16 protein-coding genes, 3 tRNA genes and 1 pseudogene are annotated in these 17,702 nt (G+C 72.7%); 13 read left to right on the plus strand and 7 right to left on the minus strand.

The window, feature by feature from the left end; translation table 11 throughout:
* Nucleotides 1-412: pseudogene (locus AF1_RS27270) on the plus strand (LLM class flavin-dependent oxidoreductase); the annotation flags it as partial.
* Nucleotides 413-467: 55 nt separating this feature from the next.
* Here AF1_RS27270 and AF1_RS27275 read toward each other — a convergent pair.
* Nucleotides 468-2,174: an MFS transporter gene (locus AF1_RS27275; RefSeq protein ID WP_067805419.1), complete on the minus strand. Its 1,707-nt coding sequence runs from the start codon at nucleotides 2,172-2,174 to the stop codon at nucleotides 468-470.
* A gap of 171 nt (nucleotides 2,175-2,345) precedes the next feature.
* On the opposite strand from AF1_RS27275, the gene AF1_RS27280 reads away from it, so the two are divergent.
* Nucleotides 2,346-3,179, plus strand: a complete 834-nt coding sequence (locus tag AF1_RS27280; protein ID WP_242608956.1) for a TetR/AcrR family transcriptional regulator — start codon at nucleotides 2,346-2,348, stop codon at nucleotides 3,177-3,179.
* Here the strand turns inward: AF1_RS27280 and AF1_RS27285 are convergent.
* Nucleotides 3,176-3,964, minus strand: coding sequence for a TIGR02452 family protein (locus tag AF1_RS27285; RefSeq protein WP_407642232.1), 789 nt, complete (start codon nucleotides 3,962-3,964; stop codon nucleotides 3,176-3,178). The two genes, AF1_RS27280 and AF1_RS27285, sit on opposite strands and share 4 nt — an antisense overlap.
* Before the next feature lie 105 nt (nucleotides 3,965-4,069).
* On the opposite strand from AF1_RS27285, the gene AF1_RS27290 reads away from it, so the two are divergent.
* Nucleotides 4,070-5,500, plus strand: coding sequence for a 3' terminal RNA ribose 2'-O-methyltransferase Hen1 (locus AF1_RS27290; protein ID WP_067805424.1), 1,431 nt, complete (start codon nucleotides 4,070-4,072; stop codon nucleotides 5,498-5,500).
* Nucleotides 5,497-8,052, plus strand: a complete 2,556-nt coding sequence (locus AF1_RS27295) for a polynucleotide kinase-phosphatase (RefSeq protein WP_067805427.1) — start codon at nucleotides 5,497-5,499, stop codon at nucleotides 8,050-8,052. Before AF1_RS27290 ends, AF1_RS27295 begins: the two co-directional genes overlap by 4 nt.
* Nucleotides 8,053-8,136: 84 nt before the next feature.
* Here AF1_RS27295 and AF1_RS27300 read toward each other — a convergent pair whose 3' ends face one another.
* Nucleotides 8,137-8,403, minus strand: a complete 267-nt coding sequence (locus AF1_RS27300; protein ID WP_084263392.1) for a TFIIB-type zinc ribbon-containing protein — start codon at nucleotides 8,401-8,403, stop codon at nucleotides 8,137-8,139.
* A gap of 67 nt (nucleotides 8,404-8,470) precedes the next feature.
* Nucleotides 8,471-9,370, minus strand: a complete 900-nt coding sequence (locus AF1_RS27305; protein WP_067805430.1) for a phosphotransferase — start codon at nucleotides 9,368-9,370, stop codon at nucleotides 8,471-8,473.
* A 377-nt stretch (nucleotides 9,371-9,747) separates the two neighbouring features.
* Here AF1_RS27305 and AF1_RS27310 point away from each other — a divergent pair, with 377 nt between their 5' ends.
* The 8 genes from AF1_RS27310 (at nucleotide 9,748) to AF1_RS27340 (ending at nucleotide 14,837) form a co-directional block, all read left to right on the plus strand.
* Nucleotides 9,748-10,587 carry a hypothetical protein gene (locus AF1_RS27310; RefSeq protein WP_131732863.1) on the plus strand — a complete coding sequence of 280 codons (840 nt, stop codon included), beginning with the start codon at nucleotides 9,748-9,750 and terminating at the stop codon, nucleotides 10,585-10,587.
* Between the two features lie 135 nt (nucleotides 10,588-10,722).
* Nucleotides 10,723-11,847: a mannose-6-phosphate isomerase, class I gene (manA, locus tag AF1_RS27315; RefSeq protein ID WP_306303193.1), complete on the plus strand. Its 1,125-nt coding sequence runs from the start codon at nucleotides 10,723-10,725 to the stop codon at nucleotides 11,845-11,847.
* Entirely contained in the window at nucleotides 11,844-12,782 is a 939-nt protein-coding gene (locus AF1_RS27320; protein WP_067805436.1) for an ROK family protein, read from the plus strand. The genes manA and AF1_RS27320 overlap by 4 nt, the downstream gene beginning before the upstream one ends.
* 51 nt (nucleotides 12,783-12,833) lie before the next feature.
* Nucleotides 12,834-13,097, plus strand: a complete 264-nt coding sequence (locus tag AF1_RS27325; protein ID WP_067805438.1) for a sigma-70 family RNA polymerase sigma factor — start codon at nucleotides 12,834-12,836, stop codon at nucleotides 13,095-13,097.
* Between the two features lie 243 nt (nucleotides 13,098-13,340).
* A tRNA-Ser gene (locus tag AF1_RS27330) sits at nucleotides 13,341-13,428 on the plus strand.
* A 1-nt stretch (nucleotide 13,429) separates the two neighbouring features.
* Nucleotides 13,430-13,502, plus strand: a tRNA-Met gene (locus tag AF1_RS34850).
* A 19-nt stretch (nucleotides 13,503-13,521) separates the two neighbouring features.
* Nucleotides 13,522-13,595: transfer RNA gene (locus AF1_RS27335), tRNA-His, on the plus strand.
* Nucleotides 13,596-13,700: 105 nt separating this feature from the next.
* Nucleotides 13,701-14,837: an ROK family transcriptional regulator gene (locus AF1_RS27340; RefSeq protein WP_217999851.1), complete on the plus strand. Its 1,137-nt coding sequence runs from the start codon at nucleotides 13,701-13,703 to the stop codon at nucleotides 14,835-14,837.
* On the opposite strand, the gene AF1_RS27345 is transcribed toward AF1_RS27340, so the two are convergent.
* Entirely contained in the window at nucleotides 14,834-15,988 is a 1,155-nt protein-coding gene (locus AF1_RS27345; protein ID WP_067805445.1) for an AAA family ATPase, read from the minus strand. The two genes, AF1_RS27340 and AF1_RS27345, sit on opposite strands and share 4 nt — an antisense overlap.
* Nucleotides 15,985-16,635 carry a nicotinamide riboside transporter PnuC gene (gene pnuC, locus AF1_RS27350; protein ID WP_067805464.1) on the minus strand — a complete coding sequence of 217 codons (651 nt, stop codon included), beginning with the start codon at nucleotides 16,633-16,635 and terminating at the stop codon, nucleotides 15,985-15,987. The genes AF1_RS27345 and pnuC overlap by 4 nt, the downstream gene beginning before the upstream one ends.
* A 45-nt stretch (nucleotides 16,636-16,680) precedes the next feature.
* Here pnuC and AF1_RS27355 point away from each other — a divergent pair, with 45 nt between their 5' ends.
* Nucleotides 16,681-16,896, plus strand: a complete 216-nt coding sequence (locus AF1_RS27355) for a hypothetical protein (RefSeq protein ID WP_067805448.1) — start codon at nucleotides 16,681-16,683, stop codon at nucleotides 16,894-16,896.
* A 47-nt stretch (nucleotides 16,897-16,943) separates the two neighbouring features.
* On the opposite strand, the gene AF1_RS27360 is transcribed toward AF1_RS27355, so the two are convergent.
* The coding region (locus AF1_RS27360) for a dihydrolipoamide acetyltransferase family protein (RefSeq protein WP_131732864.1) at nucleotides 16,944-17,702 on the minus strand (759 nt) is incomplete at its 5' end.

The raw sequence follows: 17,702 nt of genomic DNA on the forward strand, positions 1-17,702 counted from the left end.
CCCGCCGATCATCATCGGCGGGTTCGGGGCCAAGCGGACGCCGCGGCTCGCCGCCCGCTACGCCGGCGAGTACAACGTCCCGTTCCACCGGGTGCCGGACACCGGCGAGGCGTTCGGCCGGGTCCGCGCGGCGTGCGCCGCGGCGGGCCGGACGAAGCCGATCGTCTACTCCGCCGCGCAGGTGGTCTGCTGCGGACGGGACGAGGCCGAGGTGCGGCGGCGCGCCGACGCCATCGGCCGGCAGGCGTCCGAGCTGCGGGACAACGGCCTGGCCGGGACGCCCGGCGAACTGGTCGACAAGATCGGCCGGTTCGCCGAGCTGGGCGCGGAATGCCTCTACCTCCAGGTGCTCGACATGCACGATCTGGACCACCTTGAGCTGCTGGCCTCGGAGGTGCTCGGCAAGGTGTGACCACGGCGAAGGCCCGCGGCGGGGGACGCTCCGGCCGCGGGCCCTTTCCGTTCCGTCAGACCATCTCCTCCTCCGGCCGCGGGTGCCTCGGCAGCAGGAAGGTCATCAGGAAGGTCAGGCCGAGCATCCCGACCTCGACCCACAGCGTGATCTTCATGGCGTCGCCGAAGCCGGCCTTGGCCGAGTGCTCGCCGGCCCGCGCGACCGCCTTCCCCACGGCGGGCGCCGACTGCGGTGCGGCGGCGATGGCGGCCTTGACCTCGTTCTGGAGCCGGCGGCACGACGCGGGGACGGCGGCGGCGTCCTTGGCGGTGGCGCGGTCGTGGCCGCAGGCGCGCAGGCCGCCGGCGATGCGGTCGCGCCGGTCGGCGGGGATGGACGCGGCCGCAAGGTCGCGGCGCAGCGTGGGCGCGCCGTCGTCGGCCGCGTTCGCGACATGCCCGCCGAGCAGGCCGAAGAAGATCGTGCCGAGGACCGCGGCGCCGAGCGCGCTGCCGAGCTGCTGGACGGCGGTGAGCGTGCCGCCCGCCGAGCCGGTCTCCACGGGCTCGACGCCGGCGAGGACGGTGTCGAAGAACGGCGCCATCAGCAGGCCCATGCCGAGCCCGGTGACGATCAGGGCGGGGATGAGCTGCCAGGGAGTGACGTCGATCCCGGCGTACTGGAGCGTGGCGTAGGTCCCGGCGATGCCGGCGGCCATGATGACGGTGCCCGCGTGGATCACCGTGCGGCCGAAGCGCTGCACGGCCTGCGCGACGCCGAACCCGATGATGATGCCGACCGACCAGGGGCTCTGCGCGAGCCCCGCCTTGAGCGGGGAGAACCCGAGGCCCATCTGGAAGAACAGGGCCAGCACCAGGCCGAGGCCCGCCATCCCGGAGAAGAACACCAGGCCGACGGCCAGGCCGCCGGTGAAGCCGCGCTTGCGGAACAGGCTCGGCACGATCAGCGGGTCGCCGCCGGTGCGCTGCTTGCGGGCCTCGTACCAGCCGAACACGCCCCAGACGACGAGGGACGCGGCCATCATCAGGAACGTCCAGAGCGGCCAGTCGTGCTCGCGGCCCTGGACGAGGGGGTAGATCAGCAGGCCGGCGCCGATGGAGGCCAGGGCGGCGCCGGTGAGGTCGAGGCGGGACGCGTGCTCGGCGCGCCCGGCGGGCAGGAACCGCAGCCCGGCCAGCACGGCGGCGGCACCGAGCGGCAGGTTGATCAGGAAGATCATCCGCCAGCCGGTGCCGAACAGGTCGGCGTCGATCAGCCAGCCGGCCAGCACCGGGCCGCCGACCGACGACAGGCCCATGACCGGGCCGAACAGCCCGAACGCGGTGCCCATCTCCTTCGGGTCGAACATCTGCTTGATCATCCCGATGCCCTGCGGCAGCATCAGCGCGCCGAACAGCCCCTGCAGGGCGCGGGCGCCGATCAGCATCCCGGGGGAGACGGCGCCGCCGCACAGCAGCGAGCCGAGCGTGAAGCCGGCCGCGCCGATGAGGAACATCCGCTTGCGTCCGTAGAGGTCGCCGAGGCGGCCGCCGGTGATCAGGCCGACCGCCATGGACAGCGTGTAGCCGGCGGCGAGCCACTGGACGGTGGCGGCCGATCCGCCGAGCTCGGCCCGGATCGTGGGGGCCGCGATGTTGGTGATCAGCGCGTCCAGCATGTCCATGATCTCGGCGGCGAGGATCACGAACAGGGCGGCCCAGCGCCAGTGGTAGCCCGCCCCCGCGGTGTCCCGCCCGGGGGACGTCAGTGTCTCGGTCATGGTGATCTCCGCTCGGGAACGGTGTTCGTTGATTACGAACACTATTCGTAGGAGCGAACAATGTTCGTGTCAAGTACGATGTTCGCAACCAGGAAACTTCTCTCTCTTGTAGAGAAGATATATCGCGATTCGCGAGTGTCAAGATGTATCGCGAGATGGGGAGGTCCCGCCGTGCCCACCGCCCGCCCGGAGCCGGACGCGCCGACGCCGGACGAATCGGCGCCGGACGAATCGGCGCCGGACGAATCGGCGCCGGACGAATCGGCGCAGGCCATGCCGACGCCCATGCCGACGCCGCCCGGACGCAAGCCCCGCAGGGCCGCGCCGCCGAAACAGCCGCTCACCCAGGAGGCCATCGTCGAGACGGCGATCCGTGTCCTGGACGCCGAAGGGCTGGAGGCGGTCACCATGCGCCGTGTCGCCCAGGAACTGGGCACCGGCCCCGCGTCCCTCTACGCCCATGTCTCGGGCAAGGAGGAACTGCGCGAGCTGATGCTCGACCGGGTCGCCGCCGAGATCAGGCTTCCCGTCCCCGACCCGGCGCGCTGGCAGGAGCAGCTGAAGGAACTGGCCCGCGAGATCCGCCGCGTCTACACCTCGCACCGCGACATCGCGGTGGTCGCGATGGGGCGCGTCCCCACCGGTCCCCATCTGCTGGACGTCGCCGAGGCGCAGCTCGCGCTCATGCGGGCGGGCGGCGTCCCGAAGAAGATCGCCGGCATCGCGGTCGACACGCTCGGCATGTTCCTGGACGCCGACGCGGTCGAAGACACGCTCTACCTCGCGAAGGTGCCCCCGGGCGAAGACCCGTGGGCGCACTTCCAGGAGTACTTCGGGCAGATCCGGGAGTACTTCGCCGCCCTGCCGCGCGACCGCTACCCCGTCCTCGCCGACATGGTGGAGGAGCTCACCGCCGAGGGGAACGACGGACGTTTCGAGTTCGGGCTCGACCTGCTCGTCCGGGGCGTCGCCTCCTATGTGGAGGACGAGGAGCGCCCCGGCTAGGCGAAGGCGTTCTGGAACGCGGCGTGCCTGGGGGCGCCCTTGGCGGTGTCCCAGACCGCGAAGACGACGTGCTCGAAACACCCGGCGAACTCGCCGCCCGGACCCAGCGGCCCGGCGAACGCCTGCGCGACCTCGGCCGGGTCGTTGCGGAACACGCCGCAGCCCCAGGCGCCCAGCACGAGCCGGCCGTGCCCGTTGGCCAGCGCCACGGCGAGCACCTTGCGGGCGCGCGAGCGGAGCACGTCCGGGATCCGCCCGGCCTCGGCGGCGTCCCGGATCGCCCCCCGGTTCGGGGCCGGGGACGTCAGGAACGCGACGTCGTAGGGCTCTTCCAGCAGCCGCCCGGCGTCGTCCCGGAACACCGGCACGCCGGGCGAGTAGATCATGTGGTCGCTGTAGAGGAGATCGCGCCGGGCACGGTGGAAGTCGTAGAACTCCCTGGCCGACCGCAGCGACGTGTACAGGCCGGACGAACGCGCCAGCCCCTCCTCCTGGGCGTGCGCCCCGTTCAGGAACCCTCCGCCCGGATTCTTCGCGGACGCGAAGTTGAGCGCGAACGGGACCGTCCCGCCGCCGCTCAGCCGGCGGGCGGCGGCGAGCGTGGTCTCGCCGGTGACCTCGACGCGCGTCCCGGCGGCGGGTTCGGCGGGAAGCCGCTCAAGGAGCGCGTCCAGGTCGTCCGGCCGGTACAGGACGGTGCCCGCGACGGCGCGGGCGAGGCCGTCCGCGATCGAGACGGTGCGGCCGGACGGCGCCCGGTAGCCGCCGCGGTCGAGGATGGCCACGGTCTCCTGCGCGGTCCTCCGGCGGGGATGTCTGCTCATATCGTCCCGGATTCTGCCCGAAAAAAGAATGTGAGGCATTTCAATATCGTCCGCCACACTTGGGGGGTGCTTCTGACGATCACGACCACCCTGGACCAGGCGACGGACCTGGGATTTCTCCTGCACAAGCATCCGGACCGGGTGCAGCGGTTCGAGCAGTCCCACGGCACGGCGCACGTCTTCTACCCGGACGCGGACGAGCGGCGCTGCACGGCGGCGCTGCTGCTGGACGTCGATCCGATCGAACTCGTGCGCACGCGCGGCAGAGGCACGCCGGACTTCTCGCTCGGCCAGTACGTGAACGACCGTCCCTATGCGGCGTCGTCGCTGCTGGCTTCCGCGATGTCGAATGTCTTCCGGACCGCCATGCGCGGACGGTGCGATGCGCGCCCCGAATTGGCGCAGACCCCGATTCCGCTGGAGATCGCCCTTCCGGCTCTCCCGTGTAAGGGCGGGCCAGGGCAGGCCGAGCGATTCTTCGCGCCACTGGGCTGGGACGTGTCGGCGGTGCCGGTGCCGCTCGATCCGGAGTTCGGCGAGTGGGGCGATTCCCGGTACGTGACGCTCAAGCTGACCGGAACGCTGCGGCTCGCCGACGCGCTCAACCAGATGTACGTGCTGCTGCCCGTCCTGGACGACGCCAAGCATTACTGGATGGCGCCGGACGAGGTGGACAAGCTCATCCGGGCCGGGGAGGGCTGGCTCGCCGCGCACCCCGACCGCGGCGCCATCACCCGCCGCTACCTGGCCAACCGGCGTGGGCTCGTCCGTTCCGCGCTGGGCCGGCTCGCCGATGCCGAGGACGCGCCCGAAGAGGAACTCGACCCCGTGCAGGTCGAGGAGGAACCCGCCCCCGTCGAGGACGGCGAGGACCAGACGCCGAAGGATCAGCCCGTCTCGCTGGCGGAGCACCGTCTCCAGGCGGTCGTGCGGGCGCTGCACGACGAGAACGCCCAGCGCGTCATCGACCTCGGCTGCGGCACGGGGAAACTTCTCGCGCGGCTGCTCAAGGACGGCTTCTTCACCGAGATCTCCGGAACCGACGTCTCGCACCGCGCGCTGAGCCACGCCTGGCGGCGGCTCCACTGGGACGACGGGCCGCGCCGCGGCGACGGCCGCGTCCGGGACGTCTTCCAGGGCGCGCTGACCTACGCGGACGACCGGTTCGCCGGATACGAGGCGGCGGTGCTGATGGAGGTCGTCGAGCACATCGACCCGCCCCGTCTCGGCGCGGTCGAGCGGGTCGTGTTCGGGCACGCCGCGCCCCGGGTGGTGATCGTGACGACCCCGAACGCCGAGCACAACGTCCGCTACGAAGGGCTCGCGCCGGGCGCGATGCGCCACCCCGACCACCGCTTCGAATGGACGCGGGCCGAGTTTCGCGCGTGGGCCGACCGGGTCGCCGCCGCGCACGGCTACCGCGTCCGCCACGTGCCCGTCGGCGACGACGACCCCGAGGTCGGCGCGCCCACCCAGATGGGGGTTTTCACCCGATGACGGAGATCAGGGTCCCGGAGATGGGCCTCGTCGTGCTGGTCGGCGTGACCGGGTCGGGCAAGTCGCACTTCGCGCGCAGCCACTTCAAGCCGACGCAGGTCGTCTCGTCCGACCACTGCCGCGGGGTCGTGTCGGACGACGAGAACGACCAGTCCGCGTCCGGCGACGCGTTCGACCTGCTCCACTACATCGTGGGCAAGCGGCTGCGGCGCGGGCTGCTGACCGTGGTCGACGCGACCAACGTGCAGAGCAGGTCGCGGGAGGCGCTGCTGCGGATCGCCAAGGAGCACGACGTCATGTCCGTCGCGATCGTCCTGGACGTGCCGGAGAGCCTTGCCGCCGAACGGAACGCGGTCCGCCCGGAGCGGAACCTGCCCCCGCACGTGATCCCGCGCCAACGGCGCGAACTGCGGCGCGGGATGCGGGACCTCGCCCGCCAGTTCCGCCGCCACCACGTCCTGACCGGCGCCGACGAGATCGACGCCGCGACGATCGTCTACGAGAAGGCGTGGAACGACAAGCGCGAGCTGACCGGCCCGTTCGACGTCATCGGCGATGTGCACGGCTGCCGCGCGGAACTGGAGGACCTCCTCACCCGCCTCGGCTACGAGATCGAGCGGGATGCGCAGGGGCGTGCCGTGGGAGCGGACCATCCCGGTGGGCGCACTGCCGTCTTCGTCGGCGACCTCGTCGACCGCGGGCCCGACTCGCCGGGCGTGCTGCGTCTGGTGATGGGCATGGTCGGTGCCGGCGACGCGCTCTGTGTGTCGGGTAACCACGAGGCGAAACTCGTCCGGGCTCTACGCGGACGCAAGGTGCGGGTGGGGCACGGTCTTGAGAAGTCCCTGGAGCAGTTCGCCGCCGAGGACGACGACTTCCGCGGCGGCGCGCTGAACTTCATGGCCGGTCTCATCAGCCACTACGTGCTGGACGACGGCCGCCTGGTCGTGGCCCATGCCGGGCTGAAGGAGGAGTACCACGGCCGTGCGTCCGGACGGGTCCGCTCGTTCGCGCTCTATGGCGACACCACGGGGGAGACGGACGAATACGGGCTCCCCGTCCGGTATCCGTGGGCGCGTGACTACCGGGGCAAGGCCATGGTCGTGTACGGGCACACGCCCATTCCCGAGGCGGAATGGGTGAACAACACCATCTGCCTGGACACCGGTGCGGTGTTCGGCGGGAAGCTGACCGCGCTGCGCTATCCGGAGCGGGAGCTTGTGTCGGTTCCCGCACGGCAGGTCTGGTACGAGCCGACGCGTCCGCTGGAGGCGCCCGCCGCGTCCAGTGCGGGAGCGCACCGGGAGAACGATGTTCTCAACATCGGGGACGTGCTGGGCGAGCAGGGGGTCGAGACCCGTCTCATGGGGCGCGTCGCCGTCCGCGAGGAGAACGCGAGGGCCGCGCTGGAGGTGATGAGCCGGTTCGCCGTGGACCCGCGCTGGCTCGTCTACCTGCCGCCCACCATGGCGCCCGCCGCCACCTCGCCGCTGCCCGGCCATCTGGAGCACCCGGCCGAGGCCCTCGCCGCCTACCGCGACAAGGGGATCACCCGCGTGGTGTGCGAGGAGAAGCACATGGGCTCCCGTGCCGTGGCCGTCGTCTGCCGCGACGCCGCCGTCGCGGCAGAGCGCTTCGGCATGCCCGACGGGACGACTGGCGCCGTCTACACCCGCACCGGACGTTCGTTCTTCCGCGACCCGTCCCGCACGGCCGAGGTCCTGGACCGGCTCCGTGCCGCGATCGGCGCGGCCGGGCTCTGGGACGAGCTGGACACCGGATGGCTCGTCATCGACGGCGAGCTGCTGCCGTGGTCGGCCAAGGCCATGGACCTCATCCGCACGCAGTACGCGGCGGCCGGCGCGGCGGCCCGCGCCGCCCTGCCGATGGCGTCCGAGGTTCTCGCGCGCGCGAGCGAACGCGGCCTCGACCTCGGCGGCCTGCGTGAGCACATCGGCCGGCGCGCCGTCAACGCGTCCCTGTTCCGGGACGCTTACGCGCGGTACTGCTGGACGGTGGACGGCCTGACCGGCCTGCGGTTCGCGCCGTTCCAGATCCTCGCCGGGGAAGGCCGATCCTGGGCGGACGCCCGCGACCACGAGTGGCACATGGCGGTGGCCGGGCGGCTCGCGGAGAGCGACACGAGCGATCTCGTTCAGCGGACGGAGTTCATGACCGTCGACCTGGGGTCGCCGCAATCGGAGGCCGCCGTCACCGAGTGGTGGGAGAAGCTCACCGCGGCGGGCGGCGAGGGCATGGTCGTGAAGCCGCTGGGGCCGCTCCCGGACGAGGTGAAGATCCAGCCCGGCCTCAAGTGCCGCGGGCCGGAGTACCTGCGGATCATCTACGGCCCGGACTACACCGAGCCGGAGAACCTCGACCGGCTGCGCCGCAGGTCCCTCGGCAGGAAGCGGTCGCTGGCGATGCGCGAGCACGCGCTCGGCGCCGAGGCGCTCGCCCGGCTCGCCGCCGGGGAACCGATGTGGCGCGTCCACCAGGCGGTCTTCGCCGTCCTGGCGCTGGAGTCCGAGCCCGTCGACCCGCGTCTTTGATTCCGCCGGGAGCCCGGGGCTCCCGGGAACGACACGATGCGTGCGGCCCGCCTCCTGCTCGGGGGCGGGCCGTGGCGCGGTCGGTCAGGTCGAGAAGAGCATGTTGAAGACGCTCCCGTGGTGGGGGCGGTGGTGGCCGCCGTGGTGATGGTGGTGCACCGACGGTGCGGGCGCTCCCCAGCCCGGTGCGCCGGCGGGCGGCGGCGCCGCCCGGTACTGCGCCTCCATCTGGCTCAGGGCCTCCAGCTCGCCGTAGTCGAGGAAGATGCCTCGGCAGCTGTCACATTGCTCGATGTGGACGCCGCTGCGGGTGTAGGTCCGCATCACGCCACGACACTTAGGGCAGTGCATCGCCTTGCCGTCCTTCCGGTATGGATCCCCAGGTAGAGGCTAAATGTAGGGCAGGTTTCGCGCCACGTCATGCCGCGTCCCCCGCCGCGGATATTCTCACGCAGGCGTCGATCATCGCCTGCTCCGGCCCGTCGAGCGGCCGATCGTCCTTTCCCGCGGATATGACGCACGTGGCGGCTATCTGGATCGCAAGACTTCGGGCGGGCACGTCCAGGCCCGCCCACGGGTCGCCCTGCGCGGGGACGGCCGGGCCGCCCGCCTCCCGGTACGCGCCCAGGAAACGCTCCCACTCGTCCGGGTGCAGGACCCCGGCGGAGTAGAGCGCCGCGGGGCGGGCGAGGTCCCAGGCAGGATCGCCTCGGCCCATGTCCTCGATGTCGATGAGCCGCCAGTGGCCGTCCTGCATGCGGACCATCTGGCCCAGGTGCCAGTCCCCGTGGATGAGGCGCTGCTCCCGCCCCCCGGGCTCGTCCCCCTCGCCGCGTATCCAGGCGGGAAGCGTGGCGAACGCGCGTCGCACCGCGTCCTCGGCGGGACCGTCGCCCAGTTTCGAAACAAGGCGCGCCACACGTGCCGGACGCCCCCACGACGGCGCGTCTGCGGGAACGCCCCGCACATGGAGGGCCGCCAGAAGCCGAGCACCCTCCTCCCAGGGGAGTTCCAGGTTCGGGCTCACCGGCTCACCGTAGGCAGAGACGGTGACCGTCCGGCCGTCCACGGTGAGCGGCCGCCCCAGCGGCCCCAGGACGAGATCCGGAAGTGTGCCCGCGAGCCGTACCCGTTCGAGGAACGGGGCCCCGTGGTCACGGTCGGCCTGATGCGCCTTCACCACCACGTCACCGACCCGTACGACGAGCACTCCGTGGCGGTCGTACAGCGTCTGCGGGGACGCGCCGGCACGGGCCGAGCCGCGCCCGATCTCAGCGAGCCGGGCGAACAGCCCCGGCTGGACGGTCTCGGTCTGCACCCGCCCAGTCAACCACCCGGCACCGGCACGAGTCTCCCACCCGGCCGCCCGCGGCCCATGGCCAAGCTCGTCCGGTGGGGCGGCTCAGATGCGTCCCGTGCCGCGGCAGACGTTGCATCGCTCGTGGGTGGCGGTGCTGGTCCCGGTCCCGTTGCAGCCGGGGCACGACCGCGTCGCCGGCTTGTTGTGCTTGCCCACGGTCCACCACCTCTCCGGCGTTCATCCTAATGGGGCAGGCCCGCCGGATGCCGTCCCCGTTCATGGGTTCGATGCCGGGCCGCCGGAGGTTCACCCGGAGCGGCGTGAACCTGCGCCGCGTGGGTCACCGTGCAGGGGGTAAGGGCATGAATCCCGCAACGGGGGCTGGGAGGCCAGGCATGATCGACGCGGTGGGAACGGCGGCCATGCGGGTGCGGGACGCCGCGGACGGCGTGGAGCGCAGGCTTTGGCTCGCCGCCGGGTTCTACGTCGGCGACCGCGCCCGCTACGGGCGGGCCGAGCTGAGCTTCCTGCGCTGGGAGATCGCCCGGGGAGTGCTGAACCCGCCGGACGGCGAGCCGGCGGGCAGCCCGTGGTGGCGGGCCGTCAACGACCGGCTGCTGCACGACAAGGCCGAGGCGGCGCTGCTGGACGGCGGCGAACCGTCCTCGCGGAGCGTCGCGCTGTGGGGAGAGTTCGTCCGGGACCCGTCCCCGGCGTCCTGGTACCGCGCCCACAACGCCAGCGTCGTCACCGGATACCTGGACAGCGAGCCGCTCGCCCGCGCCGAACTGCCCGCCGAGCGGTTCGTGATGAACGTCGCGCTCGTCCGCGTCCTGTACGCGCACGCGCTGGTGGCGCGGCCCCGGCTCGCGCTGGGCGTGTTCGCGCCGCTCGGCGCGCTGCTCGGCGACCCGCGCGGCGGCTCCGTCGGGCTGTTCCTCGACCTGCGCCGCGCGTTTCCCGAGCGCTATCCGCTGGACGGGCTGGGCGGCGCCGATCTCGTCGCGGCGGAGGGGATGCTGCCGCGCGCCCTCGACTACGGCGTGATCATGCCGCGCCTCGTCCGCCTGTACGAGTTCGCGGCCGAGTCGCTGGGCCTGCCCGGTATGGAGAGGCTGATCGGCGACGCCGGGCCCTGCTACGCCCGGCCGGCCCGCCGCGCCGACTGGCGCGGCGCCGGCGTGCCGCGGCTCACGACACGCCCCGCCGTCTGCGCGGCCGGGGGGCGCGCGTGACGCGCAGTGCCCGGGGTGTCGTGTTGATCACGAGCCCGGGCCCCCGCGTCCGCGGGCGCCCGGCGCTTGTACGCTGTTGCCCACGCGCGCCGACCCACCGACATGGCGCACCGAGTAAGGAGAAGGCGCAGGTTGGTGCCCCTGCCGCTGTCCACCGTGATCCGCCCCTACGACTGGGGGTCGCGGACCGCGTTGCCGGAGCTGCTCGGCACCGAGCCGACCGGCCGCCCGCAGGCCGAGTTGTGGGCGGGCGCGCATCCCGCCGCGCCCTCCTCGGTGGGCGGGACGCCGCTCAACGTCCTCATCGACCGCGACCCGGCCGGGATGCTGGGCGCGCGCTCGATCGCCCGCTTCGGCCCGGCACTGCCCTACCTGCTCAAGGTCCTGGCCGTCGAGAGACCGCTCTCCCTCCAGGTGCACCCCACCATGGCGCAGGCCCGGGCGGGTTTCGCCGCCGAAGAGGCGCGCGGCATCCCGATCGACGATTACACCCGCACCTACAAGGACCCGTTCCACAAGCCGGAAATGGTCTGCGCGCTCACCGACTTCCACGGCCTGTGCGGTTTCCGCGACCCCGGGGAAACGGCCGGCCTGCTGGAAAGCCTGGCGGTTCCCGAACTGCGCCCATGGATCGTTGCACTCCGGACCGCGCCGCCCGCCGAAGCGCTTCGCACCGTCCTCACCCAGATGCTGGACGACAGTTCCGGCCCGGTGCTGGCCGCGGTCGAACCCGCGCTGACCGGCGTCTACGCAGACATCGCCCGCACCTACCCCGGGGACCGCGGGATCCTCGCCGCGCTGCTGCTCAACCATGTCGAACTCAAGCCCGGCGAAGCCCTCTTCCTGGACGCCGGAGTGCCGCATTCCTATCTGGGCGGCCTCGCGATCGAGGTCATGGCGAACTCCGACAACGTCCTGCGCTGCGGCCTCACCGGAAAGCACATCGACGTCCCCGAACTGATGCGCGTGGTCGAATTCGTCCCGTCGACCCCCGCCCGGGTCGAACCGGCGGAACGCCGCTACCGCGCGAACGCCGACGAATTCGTCCTCATCCGCCACGACCTCACCGACGACCCCGAGCCCCTGCCCGCCGGCCTTCCCCAGACGCTCCTGTGCCTGGACGGCGAGGCCCGGCTCAGCGCAGACCGCACCTTGACCCTCGCCCGCGGCGAAGCCGCCTTCATCCCCGCGGGCGCCCCCGCCGCCAGCCTCACCGGAAAGGGCACGCTCTACCGCGTCCTCCCGGGGATCGGGCCATGACCGTCCTCGCCCTCGACATCGGCGGCACCAAGTTCGCCGTCGCGCGCGTCGACGCGTCCGGGACGCTCCTCGACCGCGCCGAGCACCCCGTCGGGCAGTCGCCCACCGCCACCCTCCGCGGTCTCGTCGCCGACTTCACCGACCCCTCCGTCACCGCCGTCGGCATCGGCTCGGCGGGCCCGATCGACGCGGTGGCCGGCACGGTCAGCCCGATCAACATCCCCCGCTGGCGCGGCTATCCGCTCGTCGCCGCCGTCCAGCGCCTCGTACCCGGCGTCCCCGTCTCCCTCGCGGGCGACGCCCAGTGCATGGTCCTCGGGGAATGGTGGCGCGGCGGCCACTCCGGCTCGTCCCTCCTCGGCATCGTCGTGTCGACCGGCGTCGGCGGCGGCCTCGTCATCGACGGCCGTCCCTGGATGGGGCGCACCGGAAACGCCGGTCACATCGGCCACGTCCTCATCGACCCCGACGGCGAACCGTGCGTCTGCGGGGCCCGCGGCTGCCTGGAGACGATCGCCGCCGGCCCCGGCCTGGTCCGCTGGGCACTCGCCCAGGGCTGGACCCTCGCGACCGGCCGCCCCGACGCCAAGGCCCTGGCCGAAGCCGCCCGCGCCGGCGCCCGCATCCCGCTCGTCGCCTTCCAGCGCGCCGCGAGCGCCCTCGCCACCGCGATCCTCAACACCACCGCCGTCCTGGACGTCCGCGACGTCGTCATCGGCGGCGGCGTCGCGGCCGCCGACGACCTGCTCCTCGACCCGCTCCGCAGGACGATCGCCGAACGCGCCGGCATGTCCTACCTGCGCGATCTGCAAGTGAAGCCCACCGCCCTCGACCGCGACGCCGGCCTCTACGGCGCCGCCGCCCTGGCCCTGCTGGCCTCCGGCGTCCCCCTGCGCCAGACCCTCCCCGAACCCCCTCCCTCAACGCATCCTTAAAGCGGCCATAAAGGCGGGGCCGCGGGGAGCCGGGGGTGGGAGGTTCGTCGCGTGGCACTGCACATGGGTAAGAACACCGATTCGTTCGTCCTCGGTTTGCCGGGGGAGCGGATGCGCCCCGCGGTGGTCGCCCGGGCCTTCCAGGCACTGCCGTCCGCGCACCGCGAGATCCTCACCGAGACGGTCCTGCGGGACCGGTCGGTCAACGAGGCCGCGGCCTCGCTGGGGGTGCCGGTGGACGTGGTCAAGGTCCGCGTCTACCACGCGCTCCACGCGTTGAACGCGGCCTTAGACACGCCCCGCCCCGCCGTGTGACGGCCGGGAATCGGTCTGCCGGCCGCCGAGGCCGGCGCATGAGCCGGTAAATGGGTTGCCGGCATGGGAATCGCCCCTGCACCATGGGCGTTGTAGCGGGCGAGATCGGAAAGGAGAAGGATGATGCGTCGCCATCGAATGCATAGCAGCAGCCTTTCCCATCTCGGGAGCCGCCGAGGGACGTGACGCACGCGTTCTGACCTCGACCGCCCCCGGAATCAGGGGCGGTCTTTTTTGTTTCCCGGAGGGTTGGCCGAGTGGAAAGGCAGCGGTCCGCTAAACCGTGGTCAGGGTCATCCCCCCTGCGCGAGTTCGAATCTCGCACCCTCCGCGTCGAGTGAGGATGCTGGTGTGTCCGGCGGATTCATATCCCGCGGCAGGCAGGTTCGATTCCTGCACTCGACACGCAAGAACATGAAGACATGGCCTTCGTGGTGTAGTGGTCTGCACGCCAGGTTGTGGTCCTGGAGGTGCCGGTTCGATCCCGGCCGATGGCCCTGAGCCCTCCGCATGGCCGGTTCGTGCCTGCTGACCTGGGTATCCTTGGCGCTGCCGGCCGGAGACGGGGCATCTCCCGCCCGCCGATCGCCGTCGAGAGGTGCCGTGTCGCAACGTCCACTGCACGGGGGAGACCCCTCGATGCTCCGCCGCCTCAACTCGGCCGCGACCCTGCGGGCGCTGCGCGACGGCGGCGAGGCGACGCTGTCGGAGCTGGCCGGACGGGTCGGGCTGTCGCGGCCCACCACCGAGGGCGTGCTGGGTGAGCTGATCCGGCGGGGCCTGGCCGCCGAGAGCGCGCCGCGTCCGGGCGCGGGGGTCGGCCGGCCCGCCCGCCGCTACCGGTTCCGCGCCGAGGCCGGGCACGTGCTCGGCATCGACATCGGCGCCCGCCGGGTGCGGCTGCTCATCTGCGACCTCACCGGCGAGATCATCGGCGGGCACGGCGCCGTGCTGGACGTCCAGGCCCCGCCCCGCGAGCGGATCGCGGCGGTGCGCGCCGAGGTCAGGGCGTGCCTCGCCGCCGTGCGGATCGACCGGCGGTCGCTGTGGGCGATCGCCGCCGGCACCCCCGGCGTCGTCGCGCCGGGTGGCACGGTCACCTCCTGCACGATCATGCCCGGGCTGGCGGGCGTCCACCTCGCCCGCGAGCTGGGCCGCTCGTTCTCCTGCCCCGTCCTCGTCGAGAACGACGCCAACCTCGCCGCGCTGGCCGAGCGGTGGCGCGGCGCCGCCCGCGACGCCGACGACGTCGTCTGCGTCTACGCCGCGCTGCACACCGGGACGGGCGCGATCATCGGCGGGCGGCTGCACCGGGGCCGGCACGGCGCCGCCGGTGAGCTCGGCGTGCTGCCCGAGCTGGGGCTGAGCGATACCGCCGCGGCGCTCGCCGGGGGCACCGGTCCCGTGTTCGACCAGGCGGTGCGCGTGCTGGGCGCGGCGGCCGGCGGGGACGCCGAGGCGATGGCCGCGGTGCGGGCGCTCGCCGCCCGGATGTCCCGCGGCGTCGCGGCGATGGCCCTCGCCCTCGACCCCGACATGATCGTGGTGGGCGGGCCGCTCGCCGGTGGCCCGCTCGTCGCCGAACTGCGCCGGCGGGTCCGGCCGCTGTGCCTGAGTCCCGTCCGGATCGAGGGTTCCCGGCTCGGGGACGAGTCGGTGGGGCTCGGCGCCGTCCGGCTCGCCCTCGACCGGATCGACGAGGACCTGTTCCGCCTCGACCGCGACGGGACGCGCACCTAACCGGGAATCTCTTCCGGCCCGGATGACGAAGGAGCCATGGGGCGGGGAGCCGGCGGGGGGCTGAACGCCCAGCCCCTGGCCAGCAGGGCGTCGGTCGCCGCGACGGCGGTGGCCAGGCGGTGTTCGTGGGGGCCGGTCACCGTGATGTGCGGCAGGCCCCGTCTCCCCAGTCCTTCCTGGAAGCGCCCCGACATCCACGACCTGATCGACTCGCCGTCGCGCCAGCCGTCCTGCTCGAACGGAACGCCCTCCGGCGAGGTCAGGATCCACAGGTGATGCGGGTTCCGCTCGTGGACGGCCGCCACCGCCGGCGCCGGGGCGCCGAGATAACGCTCGTGCCAGACGGCGGTGGCGAACGCGTCGGTGTCGCAGACCAGCAGCGGTGAACCCGACCGCGCCGCCGCGTCCTCCAGGGCGGCGTGCCGTTCGGCGATCTCGGTGAACTCGGCCGGCTCCCACGTCAGGTCGTCCAGCCACAGCGACGGGTCGCCGGCGGCGCGGCGCGCGGCGGCCAGTTTCTCCTCGGTGAACGTGCGGCCGTACTCGGGCACCCACCGCGTCGCCGCCCACACACCGCCCCGCCGCGAGTAGTGGGCGGCGAGCGCGCGGGCCAGCGTCGTCGTCCCCGTCGACTCGGCGCCGACCACCACGACCCGCCGCGCGAGATGCGCCCGGACGGGCGGGGACAGGAACTCCCAGTTCGCCACCGGATCGTCCCGGACGGCCGTGCCGCTCACCGGGAACCGGCCGCGCGGCGGATCCACCGGTACGTGGACGGCGGAGAACCGTTCCGCAAGCTCCGGCCCGTACGCCTCGGAGCTGAACACCGCGTCCACCGGCGGGACGGTCACCCCGAGCCCCGAGCGCATCGCGAGCCCGGCCCGGAACGCCGCGACGTGCGCCGACCAGATCTCGTCGGACTCGTAGTCGATCTCCGCGTCGTCCACCACGGGGAAGATCTCCACGTGCGGCTGCCGGTGCGTCTCGCGCAGCCACGCCGTCCGCAGCGCGAGCGGGATGCTCTCGACGCTGGACGCGGCGACGACCACGCTCACCCGGGCGCACGCCGCCGCCGCGGTGTCGATCAGGTGGTGGTGTCCGGCGTGCGGCGGATAGAACTTGCCGATCACCAGCCCGTGCGCGTGCCTCACGCGGCCGCCACCGCCGGGTCGGCGGCACGGGTCCGCAGGTCACGGCGCCACGCCAGCAGCCCGAACACGCACAGCGTCAGGAAGACGACGTACAGGACGCCCGTGAGCTTCAGGTCCTTGGAGAAGTACAGCGGGATGTAGATGAGATCGGCGGTGATCCACAGCCACCACGACTCCAGCAGCTTCCGCGACTGCCCGTAGACCGCCATGAGCGAGATCGCGGTGGTGAGGGCGTCCCAGAACGGCACGGTCGAGTCCGTCCATACCGACAACGCCCAGGTCAGGAACGCGGTCCCGGCCGTGCCCGCGGCGATGAGGGCCGCCCATTCCGTGCGCCGGGTACGCCGCACGGGGAGCTGGTCGCGGCCGTCCCCGCCGTACAGCCACACCCACCATCCGTACAGCTGGAGCGCGACGTAGACGACCTGCAGCCCGGAGTCGGCGTAGAGCCCGCCGTCCAGGAACACCAGTCCGAGCAGGATCACGTTCGCGATGCCGATCGGCCAGTTGAGGATGTTCTGCCGGACGACGAGCCACACGTTCACCGCCCCGGTCGCGAAACCGAGCAGCTCGGCCCAGGTCGTGGGGACCGACCCCAGGTGGAAGGCGGGATCGAGGAGCGGGCCGAGCGGGACGTTCACCGACATGCCGGCAATGATCACATATCGTCAAACGGACGACAAGGGGCGACTGTGGGAACACCTCGCCGGCTGGTACGCCGCCGAGACCGGCCTCCGAGACCGGCCTCCGAGACCGACCTGGACAACTCCGCGCTGCTCCAGCCGATCGGCGACGCGCCGTTCACCCTGGTCAACCGCGCGCGCTGGGACCACGTCCTAGCCCGCTTCGCCGTCCACCAGTTCACGAAGCCGAGCTTCCTGATGCCCGTCCTGTACAAGCTCGCCTAGGAATGCCGGCCGGCCGCCGTCGCCGGAGGCCGGCCGGGCATCGGGCGTCAGGCGACGATCAGCAGCGGATTCTGCAGCAGTTCGGCCAGCCGGGCGAGGAACTTCGCGGCCGTCGCGCCGTCGGTGGCGCGGTGGTCGACCGAGAGGGTCACCGCCATCCGCTTGCCGGGCACGACCTGCTCGTCCCGGACGACCGGCTCGTCCCGGATCGCGCCGACCGCGAGGATCGCCGCCTCCGGCGGGTTGATCACCGCGGAGAACGAGTCGACGTCGAACATGCCGAGGTTGCTGACGCTGAACGTGCCGCCGCTCATCTCCTGGAGGGAGAGCTTGCCCTCGCGCGCCTTGCCCGCCAGCTCCCGGGACTCCTGCCCGATCTGCGACACGCTCTTGCGGTCCGCGTCCTTGACGACGGGGACGACCAGGCCGTCCTCGACCGCCACCGCGACGCCGACGTGGACGCGCTTGTGGAAGAGCAGGTTCTCCTCGGTGTAGGAGACGTTCACGGCCGGGTGCTCGCGCAACGCGGTCGCGACCGCCTTCACGATCAGGTCGTTCACGCTGACCTTCGCCGGGGCGAGCGCATCGTTCAGCGTCTTGCGGAACTTCAGCAGCGCCTCGGCGTCCACCTCGCGGTTCAGGTAGAAGTGCGGCGCCTCGCGCTTGCTCTCGGCCAGCCGCTTGGCCGCGACCTTGCGGAAGCGGTTCAGCGGGACGGCCTCGACGTCGGCCTCCTCCGCCCGCGCCCGGACGGCCGGGGCCGGCGGCACGGCGGCGGCAGGGGCGGCGGCGGGAGCGGCGGCCGG

It is taken from the genome of Actinomadura formosensis NBRC 14204 (genome assembly GCF_001552155.1).
GTDB lineage: Bacteria > Actinomycetota > Actinomycetes > Streptosporangiales > Streptosporangiaceae > Spirillospora > Spirillospora formosensis.